Consider the following 14604-nt stretch of genomic DNA (forward strand, 5'->3'; position numbering starts at 1 on the left):
TTATTTAGGAAAAGATGATATTGAGAGAAGAAATCGAGAGGGGATTGGCCATGTACGTTGATAATATCCGCACGGCTATTAGTGAGTTAAAGCCAGAGGAATATAAAGAGTATTTAGAGAGGTTACGACTTGTACTACGGAAAAATTATAGTAAGAATGTAAAGCCATCCGAATTGAAGCAAAGGGTGGATGAATTTGTTGCAGGAAGAGACCCAAAGATAGACTCATTTGAGTCTTATCTATTAACTTTCGATGAATTTACTTCTGATGGTGCCATAAACGCATTAAATAAAAAGAAAGTCAATATGCCAACAACATGGAGAGAACTATTAATAAAAGTGACAGAGGATCGTACAATATCACCAGATATTATGAAGCATTTAGAAGATGAACAGATCATTAAAGAAGTTAAAACGATGTTCCAGCTTTCCATTAAATTTTGCAGTAGTAATAATCATGAACAATTTTACAACCAGCTATATCAATTTAACCAATTCTTGAAAATTGGGATGCGTTAATGAAGCCTTGTTATGAAAATAACAGGGCTTTTTTTAAATTAAATTGAATATAAAAGACGTTTCTTGTTAAAGATATCAGAAAATGTAGTTTATAAACTACAATATAATCATTAAAAAATAAATATACGTTGTTTATAAACTACAATAAAATATATTTTTTTCTAAAAACATACATTTGATTGGAAAAATAAAAAGATACAATAATATCTTTTTATTTTATTTCAATCATTATGAAGTTCGATAGTAATAATCAATGTTGGAAAACTTTATCCCATGCAAGGAATGGTTTTCCTATTTACTATATATAGAAAATGCAAGGAAGTGATTCACTAGATGGCTAAACGAAAAAATATCCTAACTGAAAAGAAAATTGTAGAAATGGAAAAGGAAGGCCGAGGGCAAGGGGGCTTAGATAGGTATAAACCGTGGATTAATATTCAGGACTTTCCATCTAAGGGATTAGCAACTAGAGGAAAAGGGTGGAAAACAAATCGCATCCACCAATTCTTATCCAAACTGGAAAGTGATTATTTCTATATTTTGGAATGGTGTAACTCTGTTTTGGATATACAGGAGCAGTTTCCACTGATTCGTGATGATACTTGGCACATTGCTAGCGAGAAAGGAATTAAACATCCGATCGACCCAAAATCCCAAGTTCCTATTGTGATGACAACCGACTTTATTATCACATTAAAAGATTCCAAAGGGACCAAGAAGGTCGCACGAACCATAAAGCCGTCAAGTGAATTGGAAAACGAGCGGACAATTGAGAAATTTGAAATTGAACGTGCATATTGGGAAGGTCGCGGAATGGATTGGGGGATTATTACGGAAAAAGAAATTCCAAAGGATATGGTTGAAAATGTTGAATGGTTACATCTATCCTATTACGAAATTGAGGACTTGCCCGCCGCAACACTTAATTCCTACGCCCAGCAAATGAAATTATCTATCAAAAAATATAACACTTCCATTATTGAAATGGTTTCGGAATTCGATCAAACCTTTCAACTAGATAATGGAATGGGGCTTGAAATCCTCAAGCATTTAATCGCTCGGAAAGAAGTCCCCGTTGATATAACAAGGAAGATTTACACCCACCTTTGGGTAGGAGATGTAATAAAAATCGATTCTATATAAGAAGGAAGGAATTAAATGTTTGTAATCAATGACATTATTAATATCGAAGCAGCTGATGGCAAAAAACGATTGGAACGAATTATTTGGATAGATGAAGGCAACGTTGTTTGTTTCACCATTGACATGGAAAAAGAAAAAACCCTTCCCATTAAGCGGAAAATCTCTGATTTACAACAAATGGATTCGGATCAATTATTATCATTTGTCGATGAAGATCCTTTTGGGTTTATTTATAAAGATGATGAACAGCTTCCCGAAAAAAGCAGGTTGTTGCGAGATGAACGGTGGGAATGCATCAAGGATATGGTTTTAAAAGAACCTGAAATTTTTGATGCCGAGAAAAGAGGTCCCCTGATTCGCCATGCTATGGAGAGTACGCGAAAGACGAAACGGCTGCTTTATAAATATTTGACCCAATATTGGCAAAGAGGCAAATCAAAGAATGCTTTGTTGCCTGACTTTCAAAATTCTGGAGGAAAGGGAAAGGAAAAGAATTTTACCGTAAAAACGGGACGACCTAGAAAGTTTAAATCAACAATTGGAGAAGGCATCGTTATTAATGATGAAATCAAAAGGATTTTTGAGGTTAGTGTTAAGAGATTTTATCATACAGTTAAACAAAACCCACTTGCAAAGACATATGATTTAATGCTCAAAACATTCTTTGTGAAGGACTACCGCTATGAATGTGGTGTAAAGTTGCCCATTCTTCAGAATCAGGATAAGCTCCCATCATATAGGCAATTCCAGTTTTGGTATCAGAAGACCTATAAAGCGGAAGAAAAACTTCGTAAAAGAAAAGGAAACCGAAAATACGAATTAGAACATCGTGCGGTTCTGGGAACATCCGTAGGTGATTTATATGGACCAGGAACGAAATATCAAATCGATGCGACGGTTGCTGATGTTTATCTGGTAAGTTCCTTTAATCGGAATTGGATTATCGGTCGCCCTGTAATTTATGTGGTCATAGATGTATTTAGCCGAATGGTAGTTGGCTTATATGTAGGACTTGAAGGGCCTTCTTGGTTTGGAGCGATGATGGCATTAGCCAATACCGCAAGCGATAAAGTTTCTTATTGTAAGCAATACAGAATTGATATAGCAAAAGAAGAGTGGGATTGTCATTACCTTCCTCAAGTATTATTAGCAGACCGCGGAGAACTAGAAGGTTACAATGTGGAGCGGCTTATTAACGCTTTTCATATGAAAGTAGAAAATACACCGCCATATCGAGCAGATTGGAAAGGGATTGTCGAGCAGCACTTTCGGGTAATCAACACAAAAGTTAAACCATTTTTACCTGGAATGGTAGATACTGATGTCAGGGTAAGAGGTGACAGGGATTACCGCCTTGACGCTACCCTAACATTGGAAGAATTCACAAGTGTTATCATTCATTGTGTCCTGCACCACAATAATCATCATTGGCTAAAAAACTATAATCAAGATGAAATGATGATTCAGGATGAGGTTTCTCTTATTCCGCGAGTACTTTGGAATTGGGGGATTAAAAACCGTTCAGGTAAACTCCGTTCTTATTCGGAGGATATCGTAAAACTTCATCTCCTACCGACCGCAAATGCAACGGTAACGGATCAAGGCATCGTGTTTAAAAAGATGCGTTTCAGCAGTGAAACCGCATTAAAAGAAAATTGGTTCGGTGAAGCAAGTGTAAAGAGCTGGAAAATACCAATTTGCTACGATTCAAGAGATATGTCCCACATATACTTGCCTAGTGAAGATGGCAGAAGCTATGAAGTGGCAACGCTGCTTGATCACCAAAAGAAATATAGTGGCAAAACCATGGAAGAAGTTGAATATTACTTTAACTATCAATTGTTTAAGGAACAGGGATATTCACATGAGGAAAAGCAGGCCAATTCCGATTTAGATAGCAAGATAGCACACATTACTGAAAAGGCGAAGAAGTCGTTGGATAAAGAGAAGGTGGAAATAAGCAACAACCAAAAAGTAAAAGGAATTCGTGGTAATCGATCAGCGGAAAAAGAAGCAAGACAGAAAGAAGAAGCCTTTTTACTTGCAGATGCACAGCAGTGTACGCTACCGATTGATGAGAAAATTGTGGAGGAAACGGCACCAAAACAAGGTGTTTCAAAGATCGAATTATTACGTCAAAAACAAAAGGAGAAGTTGAATCGTGCAAGGGTTAGAAGCAAGTGAATCACAGATACTTCATGGTGAAGAAATGGTGGACGCTATTTACAGCGAGCAGATTGTTCAAGATTACGAAGATAATCCTTTAATTGAAGCTCTTCCTCCCATTTTCACGGAGGATGACGTAATCGAACAATTATCAGTTTTCCCTCCGCATGACGAAAAGGAACGTTCTTTAAATGCCACTTATCGCTTTCATTGTGTGCAAAGATTGTTTCAATACTTCCAGCCGTTTGAAAAGCATCTGGACCTTGAACAGCGAATTTCAAGTGCGATTCGTCAAGGTTACTTGCGTCGAAATCCAATGAATAGAGAAGAAGTGCTAAGGGTTCATGAAAGCTACAAAGCGATTAAAGAGGGTAGGTTTTTAAAAACGTACCAAACTGAAGCAAAACGGACAGCGACTGGTTTTACCATCATTGGACTATCAGGTATAGGAAAATCAACTGCAATCGAGAGAGTGCTGTCATTTTATCCGCAACTTATCAAGCATCAAGAATACAAGGGAAAACCGTTTCAATTTACACAGATAAGTTGGCTGAAGCTCGATTGTCCGTTTGATGGTTCTTTAAAAGGTTTGTGTATGAGTTTTTTCTCTGAACTTGATCGGCTACTCGGTTCCAATTATTTAAATAAATTCGGGGCACAAAAAAATACAACGGATTTAATGATGCAGCGAATGGCACATTTAGCAAGCCGCCATGGGATCGGACTTTTAATCATTGATGAAGTTCAACATCTTAGCCTTAGCAAAAGTGGCGGTTCTGATAAAATGTTGAACTTCTTCGTAACATTGGTTAACACGATTGGTATTCCTGTCTTAATGGTTGGAACTAATAAAGCCATTTCCATTTTGCAAAGTGAATTTCGTCAGGCAAGACGCGGAAGCGGTCAAGGAGATATGGTTTGGTCGCAGATGCCAAAAGATGAATCCTGGGAATTATTTGTTGAGGGTATGTGGGAGTATCAATGGACACAGAATTTCACTGAATTAACAAGTGAATTTAGCGATCTTCTTTATGAGGAGAGTCAAGGTATTCTTGATATTGCGGTCAAACTCTTTATGTTCTCACAGATAAAAGCAATTGTAACGGGGTATGAAAAAATAACCAAGCAAATTATGAAACAAGTGGCAAATGACAGTTTACGGTTGGTAAAACCAATGCTGGATGCGTTACGGTCTGGCATACCTAGTGAGTTCGCCAAATACGAGGACATTCGTCCAATTGATATGGATGAGGAAATCGAAAAATACAAAGCATCCCTTGATTTGCAGGAAAAGATTCGGATTCAAAAGAAGTTGCAGCAGAAAAAACGTCAGAAGAAAGAGCAATCTCTTTTGGAACAGGTAACATTGCTATTGTTAGAAATGGACTTTGACCCAAAATTAGTCGATGGAGCAGTAAAGAAAGTGTTCAAAAAGTCGGAGGAAGAAATCGATAAATCAACATTGCTAAAAGAGGCGGTCAAGCTCCTTATTGATAAAGACGAAAAGAAAGCAGAAAGAACCGCCAAGAAAAAAGAGGTTTACTTATCAAGCGAAAATTACTTGGTTCAATTAATGCAAGAAGCAAGGAAAAAGAAAATATCAGTACATGAATATTTTCTGGATAAAGGTATCATTAAACAAACATTAGATGAATTCTGGGATGATGAAGAAGATGCTGCATTGGTTTCCGACACCTTATCCTGATGAACTGTTGTATAGCGTTTTGGCACGGTATCATGTGTGGTCTGGAAATATAAGTCCCAAAATGACAATAGAAGAACTGTTTGGAAAACGGACAGTTCGTTCCGTTTGGGATTTGCCTGCTAATATAAATATTTTACTGAATCAAATGGGTTCTTATTGTGATGCTGACCAATTGATTTTTAATCATACTATGTACCCTTATTATGCAGCTTTCTTGCTTCCGAATCAGTCAAAACAAGTCAAGAAGTCTATGTTGGAGAGTAAAGGAAGCACGATTCACACAAGAATTGGCATTGCGGCAAGCAAAGTAAAATTAAAAACGAATCTTTGGGTGTGTAGTGATTGCATCAAAGAGGACATGGGCTCATATGGTGAAACGTATTGGAGGCGGGTTCTCCAAGCTCCTGGTATTTTTGTATGTCCAAAACATGAAATTGTATTGGAAGAAACGAATGCCTCAGTCAAATCTCAAAACCAACATGAGTTTATTGTTGCAACCCCAGATGTTGAAAGGCAAAGAGTAAATTTAAATGAATTAAATACAGAAGAGTTTCATCTCTTGATTAAGATTTCAAAAGCAACCGAATCTGTTTTAAACAACACCCTTCTTCAATCGATGGATAATACCATACGGTTAAAATATATGGAACTACTGAAGCAAAAAGGGTATGCAACTGTAAACGGTATGGTGAAAAGGGACAAACTGTATCAAAGTTTTGGTGCAAGATTCTCCGACAAAACTTTGGAACTATTGCAGTCACCAGTAATCTTTGAAGAATCGGATTGGCTGACTAAGATTTTTCAAAAACATCGTAAGTCTTTTCATCCGATAAGGCACTTATTGGTAATGATTTTTTTAGATATAGATATAGACCATTTGTTTGACAATAAAGAATACATCCCGTTTGGGGAGGGACCTTGGTTATGTCTTAACGTAGCGTGCTCTAATTATAAAAAAACAGTTGTAACTGATTTAAATATCACCATTTGTTACAACACTAGAAAACCTGTGGGGACTTTCCGTTGTGATTGCGGTTTTGTTTTTTCAAGAAGAGGGCCAGACAAAAACAAGGATGATAAATACTGCATTGGAACAATAAAAGATTACGGTCACGTTTGGAAAGCTAAATTGACAGAATTGGTCATTGATGGCAACACTCTTACAGAAATTTCAAAGGAAATGCAAGCGGATCGATCAACGATTAAAAAATATGCCGCAGAACTTCAATTAAAAGTCCCCTGGACATTGCCAAAATCTAAAAATAAAAACATCAATCAGTCTTTAGGGGAAAATGAAATTCAATTAACTGAAAGAAAAAATAAATGGATAAAACTTCAAGAGAATTATCCTGAAAAATCCAAAACAGAATTAAGGAAGCTGGTTCCAGATGTTTATGCTTTTTTGTATCGGAATGCCCCTGATTGGCTTAATGAATTTTCTCCTTTAAAGAAAAAAATACAAACTCCCAATCAACGTGTTGATTGGGAGCAAAGGGATAAAGAGTTGCTAAAAAAAGTAAAGCAACTGATTCGAACTTGGGATAGAGATTGTGAAAAGCCAACAAGGATTACTGTTACTTCAATTGGTAAAAAATTAAAGAAACTTGCAATGATTGAAAATTATGCTGTTAAGTTACCAACTACAATGGATTATATTATTAAAAACACAGAGGATACAGTAGCTTACCAAAAGCGTCGAGTGGAATTTATTATTCAGAAATTAAGTTATACTGGCGAACCTATTTCAGAATGGAAAATACACCGCTTAGCGGGACTAAAGCAATCTGTATCCGATGATGTAAAACGTTTTGTTACATTAAAAGTAAATGAATACAATTTAATAAAAGTAAAATAAGGATGCCAATGATATGGCATCCTTATTGATCGCGTATGGAGAACAGAAAACCATTAACCAAAAATTATTTGAGGAAGTTATTTCTCTTAACAAAAATCTCACGATTATCTTTTTCCTGAAGATTTAACTCGGATAATCCAAAAAATGATACCATAAGAACGAAAATAAATGTTATTAGACATAATGCATATGCAATGAGATTTTGTTTATCAAAAAGATCAAAGTATATAGATGCCCAAATACCAAATACAATCCAGGTGAAAACTAAGAAAAGTGAGAGTAATTGATTAATCTTTGAAACAGAATAGGGGTATTCCTTATGTAACTTCCAAAATTCTGCAGATTGCATGTTTATAGCAGTCTTATAAAGGGGACCTATTATTTCATCCTCCAACATATCAACATGTCGTTCCCAATTATTTTGCCAGAATTTGCTCCCTCGATTTACTAAATACCAACAATATGTAAAAGTGAATCCTAAAGAGCACAATGCGAGTAAAATTATACCATCAGTTGAATTTCTTTTATCTAAGTCCATTCTTGAAATAAGAAGAAAAAAACCAGCAAGCGTCGCCCCAATAAAGGTCCAAAAGTAGGTGGCTCTTTTCCAATACATTTCAATTTCAAATTTCCTTATATCTAAAGCATGCTCCAGAGCTAACCTTTTCTTATTATCAGCTTTCCTATCCTCTTCTTGCGAGTTGGAATCTGAATCGGAAAAAAAAGCATTATATTTTTCTGCTTTATCAATTGTATTTTCTTTCAAGGCCCTCACCCTTCACCTGTCCAAGTAGTATATACCCTTATATTACCAAAGAATTTCATGAATAAACAGCAAGGGATGAGCGAGAAAAAGAGCTGGCAACAATTTTTTGATAAAAAAAGGATTTTCGATCAATTACCCCGAATATCCTTATAAAGGATATTCGGGGTAATTGAATCTAATTTTTATTTAAGCTATATTCTTCCCTTGACCAATATTATTTTATATGTTAGTATATGTTTGTAGTTAATTTATTCGGGCTGCAACTCTCGAATTCTCCCCGTCGGAGAGGTTAAACATGAGACGTGACCTTTAAAGTTGCAAAGTTTTGATTTTTATTACCTAGGGTATTAATAAGGGACTGAAAAGTCATTCGGGCTGCAACTCTCGAATTCTCCCCGTCGGAGAACTAAAAAATGAGACGTGACCTTTAAAGTTGCAGAATTTGTAAAAATGGGTTAACATCTAGAATTTTTTTTTGACTAGTTGAATATATTAAAATAAGGGACTGAAAAGTCATTCGGGCTGCAACTCCCGAATTCTCCCCGTCGGAGAACTTAAAAATGAGACGTGACTTAAAGTTGCAAACAGAGAAAGCCCTGATTATTGTTGATCAGGGCTTTCTCTTAGTTATATAGATATAAAAGAAATTCTTGGGGAGAAACTATGATTACGTCTATTCATCAATTGTATAATTTAGCTCAAAGTCCAAAGATAAATGAAATTAGTCTGAGTTTATTGTGTGATTTTTATGATAGTTATCTGAATCCTTACACATTTCAGTACCGAGTATTAGATACATCTGGTGACAAGCCCATCACTTTCACAGTTAATTTAAAATTTGATAAAGAAAATTTTTGTCATCTATTAGCAATTGAGAAAATTGTTCAACGTGTAAAGAACAGTACAGAATTAAAGCAATTTAAAAGCCTTGACGGGTGGAACAATGTGAAAAACGGAACAATTACTATTCCTTCTCTTCGTCAGAAACCCACAAAAAAAGTTTTTAATAACAATAAGGACAAATATGTATTTTTTTACATACTCCCCAAATTATTAGATAACTAAAGGGGTACTGTTTGATAAGTCAAAGGTAATTGGAACTCCCACAAATATAGACTGTGAAATTGTATTCCATGATCAATTTAATGATGCAATGGTACATTTGGGTATTAAAAGAGATGAGAAACTTGGTTATTATATACCCAAGTCCTTCTTTGTTGAACGGATTACACAAAATAAGAATGGTCTTCGTTTTGTTGGTGATCAACAGCAAGTAACAGTTACAAAAATATAATATTTTAGGTAGTCGAGTACCCAACTTTGTTGTAAAGCTAGAAAAAAGTCGGTACCCAACTATCTTTTTTTACGAAATGAATTTTAAACATAGGAATGCGGGTTTCAGTGTTTTACAGTACCCGACTTTGTTGTCATTTAACATAATGCTGGATCAGTAAAGTCGGGGATGCCGAATTGAAAACTGCTGCTCCACAACATTCATACTGTCTGATCAAAAAAGACCCAATCCAACTACTGGATTGTTATTATCCCCTTCAGGTAGACAGTAAAAAAAGAGAACATGATATGATGTTCTTACTAGTCTACTTGGAGGGGTTTTTTCTATGGCCAAAAAAGGACAAACCTTTAAAACCTATACAGAGGGGTTTAAGCGAGAAGTTGTTCGTTTGAAGTTGGAGGAGAAATGGTCTTATAAACAGCTTCGAGAACATTTTGGTATTAAAAGTGATGCCCAAATTGCAAATTGGGTTAAAAAAGTACGAAACGGAGAATCATTTGATGACCAGCGTGGGCATTGGAATAAGAAAAACTTTAATAATTTGGAAGAAGAGAATGCCTATCTGAAAGCGCAGGTGGAATACTTAAAAAAGCGCAATCCAAATCTACATGGGAAGGAATGGTCCTAAAAGCAGATCGATTTCAAATTATTGATAATTTAAGGGAAAAGTATCCCCTTGCGTGGCTACTGAAAATTGGGGAAGTTTCAAAAGCAGGATATTACAAGTGGCGCAATACAAATCCTATACGAAGAATCCGTCTTGAGGAGAATATTTTAGTAAAAGAGCATATCTTAGCCATCCACAAAATGCATCCTTACTACGGATATAAACGAATGACAAGGGCTCTTTCCCGGGAGGGAATTGTAGCTAATCATAAACGGGTCAGAAGATTAATGAGGGAATTAGGTATTCGTTCTGTCATTCGCAAGAAACGTCCATTCTATGGACGAAAAGGATCCGTTTTATTTCCCAATGTCTTAAATCGGGAGTTCTTTGCTGAAAAACCGTATGAAAAACTCGTCACAGATATTACTTACATCCGAGTTGGGGATGAGTTTGTCTATCTGTCAGCTGTTTTAGACTTATATAACAATGAAATTGTTTCATGGCAGTTATCTGAAAGGAACGATCTTAAGTTAGTCATAGATACTATAAAACAGCTAGAAGGCAAGCAGTTCGCAAAAAATGCTTTAATCCACTCAGATCAGGGGTTTCAATATACAACCAAAGCATACGAAAAACAAGTGAAGGAGGACCTCCAAGTTATAGGCAGCCATTCAAGAAGAGGAAACTGTCATGATAATGCTTGTATAGAGTGTTTCTTTTCTCATTTAAAGACGGAGAAAGTTTATTTAGTACGTCCCAAAACAATGGAAGAAGCTTACGTAGCAATTCAGGATTATATACATTTTTACAATCAAGACCGTTTTCAAAGTAAATTAAACGACCTTTCCCCGATAGAATATCGAGAAAAGGCCGCAGCTTAGTATACTCTTTTTTCAATGTCTACTTGACAGGGTTATGTGCAGATTGGGTCTTTTTTTAATAAGAAATTGCATATCATTCAGCATTCATATAAACAGTAAAAATTTTGCCGTCTAATGTAAATAAAATGAAGGAAGTTAAGGATTTAGTCAGGATTTACAACCGTTTTCTTAAAGGGTATGATTTTTATAGATAGATAATAGATAATGGGAGCGGAATAATGAAAGAATTAACATTCAAATCTTACGACCAATTTCTCCAATTTAACGAGCATAAGGCGATGGAAAAAGCGATCATGAAAGGACTTCAAGGTGATGAGCTAGTAAAATTCAAACTTGAGTTCCTGCAAAGAGCCAAAACAATGTGGAAAGAGTATGATTGTGATCTTTGGATTCAAAAACACGGATATGTCATCATAAATGTATGGAAAGATGGCAGCGGCAAAAGAAAAGTTACGAGAGGAAGGCCAAAAAAACTTGATTCTGAAAAATATTTACACACTGTTCATGTAAGGCTGGATGAGGAAACGTATCGGCAGCTCACGAATCACTGCCAGGAGAATCAGATCGACGTATCGGAAGCTATTCGGGTTCTAATTAAAACACTATAGTGGCAAGCAAATGGGAGTTTCAACTTTTCTGTTTGAATCTCCTTTTAATGTGAGCTTCCTACTATATCTTAAAGTGAGAATAAATTTAGACAATTGCCGGAATTTACAATCTGCCTCTTTTCTTTTATTATTTTTTGTGATACATTAATTGTGGTGGCAAGTTGATAATCATTTTCAATAAACCAAAAAGTTATACATATCAAGGTTCTTTTTTTTGCTATTAGATGATAATGATTATCATTCTTTTAAAAATAGTTTTATAGAGTTACTCCTATTCCTTAACTTGGAATAATGATTTTTTCAATTGTTGATTGATAATAAACATGTTATGAGGGTTATTAATGAGATTATGGATGTTAGGAATTGCAGCCATCGTTCTGTCTTTTATCTCGCTATTTATCGGAGCAATAGATATAACGCCAAAGGATCTGCTCAATTGGGAATCAGATGAAACACATATTTTCCTTATCAGCCGCATCCCACGGTTATTAGCGATAATATTAGCGGGGGCAGGGATGAGTATTGCCGGTTTAATTATGCAGTCTTTAAGCCGAAATAAGTTTGTATCACCAACAACTGCTGGAACTTTGGATGCAGCAAAACTGGGTATTTTAATTTCCATGCTGTTTTTTACGAATGTAACCTATACACAGCAAGTTATTTTTAGTTTTGCCTTTGCTTTAGCGGGTACATTTCTCTTCATGCAGATTTTAGATCGTATAAAATTTAAAGATGTTATCTTTGTTCCGTTAATTGGAATTATGTATGGAAATATACTATCTTCTATTACAACGTTCTTTGGATATGAAGCGGATCTGCTGCAAAATATATCTTCCTGGCTTATGGGAAGTTTCACTTTGATTATTGCTGGCCGTTATGAGCTTTTATATGTTAGTATTCCAGCTATTATTCTAGCGTATCTTTATGCGAATAAATTTACAGTTGCCGGAATGGGTGAAGATTTTGCGAGAAATCTTGGTTTAAGCTATAAGCTAGTACTAAATATTGGTCTGGTCCTTGTTGCGGTTATATCGACAACGGTTGTCCTTACTGTCGGGGTAATTCCATTTCTAGGGCTCATAGTTCCCAATATTGTCTCCTTATATTTAGGTGACAACCTGCGCAAAACAATTCCGCATACAGCGGTGTTAGGGATTGTCTTCTTATTAATATGTGACATTCTAGGGCGCATCATCATTCATCCTTATGAAATTCCAGTTAATGTAACAGTGGCAGTGATAGGCAGTGCAATCTTCTTAACGATGCTGCTTAGGGGGAGAGCATATGCGAAATAGTACAAAACTGATGATTTTAGCAGCTATTGCTCTTGTGTTTATTTTGTTATATGGCTTTTATGATATTAAAGGCGGCTTTGATTATGCCTTTCCTAAGCGTATGCTCAGAGTTACAGCGATGGTTATAACAGGAATCGCAATTGCTTATTCTACAGTTGTGTTCCAGACAATTACACATAACCGTATTTTGACACCTTCTGTTATGGGCCTTGATTCTATGTATCAAGTAGTACAAACATTAATCTACTTCTTTGCAGGGTCGATGTCAGTGTGGGTGTTAAATAAATACTTAAACTTTGGCGCAGCCATTTTTGCCATGGTCGTCTTTGCCCTGATTTTATATCGATTTTTGTTCAGGGCTGATAAGCATCCCATCTATTTTCTTCTATTAATAGGGATGATTATAGGGACACTTCTGGGAAGCTTTGTCACATTCCTGCAAGTATTGATAGATCCAGTCGAATATTTGAGTCTTCAAAGCCGGTTGTTTGCGACCTTTACAAACGTAAAGGCTGAGTTATTATTTATTTCAATTGGCATCCTATTTCTTGCATTTCTCTATGGCTACCTTATTATGGATAAACTGGATGTTATGTCACTGGGCCGCGAAAATGCGATAAATCTTGGCATTAATTATGACGGCATGGTAATGAGAATTTTAATTTTATCGTCTGTTTTAATTGCCACATCTACAGCGCTTGTCGGACCAATTACATTTTTTGGATTAATTGTTGCCAATCTCTCCTATCAATATCTGGTGACATATAAACACTCCATCCACATATTAGGGGCGAGCTTGATCAGTATTATTGCATTGGTCGGCGGTAATTTCCTTGTGGAACATATTTTTGAGTTGCGTACAACATTAAGTGTCATTATTAACTTTATCGGCGGTATTTACTTTATTTATCTATTACTTAAGGAAAGTAGGGCAGCAGGATGATTGAAATCAAGGGATTAACAAAACAATTTGGTAAAAAGCCTGTTGTAGAGGATGTTACAGTCACAATCGAGCCGGGGACCATCACCTCTTTTATTGGACCGAATGGTGCTGGTAAATCAACACTTCTTTCTATGGTAAGCCGTTTATTAGAAGCAGATACAGGTGAGGTATTACTCGATCAGAATAATGTGAAAAAGTGGAAGTCTTCGGATTTTGCAAAGAGAGTATCCATTTTGAAACAAGCCAATTACCTTAATGTGAGATTGACAGTGCGTGAGCTTGTGTCATTTGGGCGCTATCCCTATTCAAGAGGTCGCTTAGCGGCTGAAGACGAAAAGTTTGTTGATCAAGCCATTGAATATATGAATTTAGCTGATATGGAAGGCAAATATTTAGATGAATTATCAGGTGGTCAAAAGCAACGGGCGTTCATTGCAATGGTCATTGCTCAGGATACGGATTATATCCTGCTGGATGAGCCTTTAAATAACCTGGATATGAAGCATTCAGTTCAAATTATGAAAATTTTGCGCAAGCTGGTTGATGAACTTGGAAAGACAGTTGTCATTGTTTTGCATGACATAAATTTTGCATCTGTTTATTCTGATCGTATCGTAGCGTTGAAAAATGGCCGGCTGATGAAAAATGGGCCGACCAGTGAAATCATAAATTCTGATGTGCTTCGTGAAATTTATGATATGGATATTCCAATTCAAGAACAGAATGGCTGCAGAATTTGTGTCTATTTTAATTCACATACGTAAACAATGAAGTATTAAATATACCTGGAGAAATCTATTGGATTTCTTCAGGGATTAGCTTT

The 14604-nt window shown here is 36.0% G+C and carries 12 protein-coding genes; 11 read left to right on the top strand and 1 reads right to left on the bottom strand.

Going from position 1 to position 14604, the window contains the following annotated elements; translation table 11 throughout:
• Nucleotides 1-20: 20 nt before the first annotated feature.
• The 5 genes from A361_RS01075 to A361_RS01095 all read left to right on the top strand — a co-directional run bounded on the left by A361_RS01075 (nucleotide 21) and on the right by A361_RS01095 (nucleotide 7387).
• On the top strand, nucleotides 21-518 hold the full coding sequence (locus tag A361_RS01075) for a hypothetical protein (protein WP_157888515.1): 498 nt from the start codon (nucleotides 21-23) through the stop codon (nucleotides 516-518).
• 378 nt (nucleotides 519-896) lie between these two features.
• Nucleotides 897-1661 carry a TnsA endonuclease N-terminal domain-containing protein gene (locus A361_RS01080; protein WP_162271993.1) on the top strand — a complete coding sequence of 255 codons (765 nt, stop codon included), beginning with the start codon at nucleotides 897-899 and terminating at the stop codon, nucleotides 1659-1661.
• Nucleotides 1662-1676: 15 nt separating this feature from the next.
• Nucleotides 1677-3845 (top strand): Mu transposase C-terminal domain-containing protein, encoded by a 2169-nt coding sequence (locus A361_RS01085; protein ID WP_019381143.1) that lies wholly within the window; start codon nucleotides 1677-1679, stop codon nucleotides 3843-3845.
• Entirely contained in the window at nucleotides 3823-5532 is a 1710-nt protein-coding gene (locus A361_RS01090) for an ATP-binding protein (protein WP_019381142.1), read from the top strand. The genes A361_RS01085 and A361_RS01090 overlap by 23 nt, the downstream gene beginning before the upstream one ends.
• Complete coding sequence (locus A361_RS01095) at nucleotides 5489-7387, top strand: TnsD family Tn7-like transposition protein (RefSeq protein ID WP_162271994.1); 1899 nt, start codon at nucleotides 5489-5491, stop codon at nucleotides 7385-7387. Before A361_RS01090 ends, A361_RS01095 begins: the two co-directional genes overlap by 44 nt.
• A 64-nt stretch (nucleotides 7388-7451) precedes the next feature.
• Here A361_RS01095 and A361_RS01100 read toward each other — a convergent pair whose 3' ends face one another.
• Nucleotides 7452-8153, bottom strand: coding sequence for a hypothetical protein (locus A361_RS01100; protein WP_019381140.1), 702 nt, complete (start codon nucleotides 8151-8153; stop codon nucleotides 7452-7454).
• Nucleotides 8154-8837: 684 nt separating this feature from the next.
• Between A361_RS01100 and A361_RS01105 the strand changes: the two genes are divergently transcribed.
• The 6 genes from A361_RS01105 to A361_RS01135 all read left to right on the top strand — a co-directional run bounded on the left by A361_RS01105 (nucleotide 8838) and on the right by A361_RS01135 (nucleotide 14545).
• Entirely contained in the window at nucleotides 8838-9218 is a 381-nt protein-coding gene (locus A361_RS01105) for a hypothetical protein (protein ID WP_162271995.1), read from the top strand.
• 554 nt (nucleotides 9219-9772) lie between these two features.
• Nucleotides 9773-10935, top strand: a protein-coding gene (locus A361_RS01115) for an IS3 family transposase (protein ID WP_099049166.1) whose coding sequence is annotated in 2 segments (ribosomal slippage) — nucleotides 9773-10031 and nucleotides 10031-10935 — 1164 coding nt in all. Because the reading frame shifts where the segments join, the coding sequence is not laid out codon by codon here.
• Between the two features lie 218 nt (nucleotides 10936-11153).
• A complete protein-coding gene (locus A361_RS01120) occupies nucleotides 11154-11543 on the top strand; it encodes a ribbon-helix-helix protein, CopG family (RefSeq protein WP_009336391.1) in 390 nt (129 codons plus the stop codon).
• Between the two features lie 341 nt (nucleotides 11544-11884).
• Complete coding sequence (locus tag A361_RS01125; protein ID WP_009336388.1) at nucleotides 11885-12838, top strand: ABC transporter permease; 954 nt, start codon at nucleotides 11885-11887, stop codon at nucleotides 12836-12838.
• Nucleotides 12828-13781: an iron chelate uptake ABC transporter family permease subunit gene (locus A361_RS01130; protein WP_009336386.1), complete on the top strand. Its 954-nt coding sequence runs from the start codon at nucleotides 12828-12830 to the stop codon at nucleotides 13779-13781. The genes A361_RS01125 and A361_RS01130 overlap by 11 nt, the downstream gene beginning before the upstream one ends.
• Nucleotides 13778-14545: an ABC transporter ATP-binding protein gene (locus A361_RS01135; RefSeq protein ID WP_009336384.1), complete on the top strand. Its 768-nt coding sequence runs from the start codon at nucleotides 13778-13780 to the stop codon at nucleotides 14543-14545. The genes A361_RS01130 and A361_RS01135 overlap by 4 nt, the downstream gene beginning before the upstream one ends.
• The last annotated feature ends 59 nt before the right edge of the window (nucleotides 14546-14604 follow it).

The sequence above is a fragment of the Cytobacillus oceanisediminis 2691 genome, assembly GCF_000294775.2.
GTDB classification, from domain to species: domain Bacteria; phylum Bacillota; class Bacilli; order Bacillales; family Cytobacillaceae; genus Cytobacillus; species Cytobacillus pseudoceanisediminis.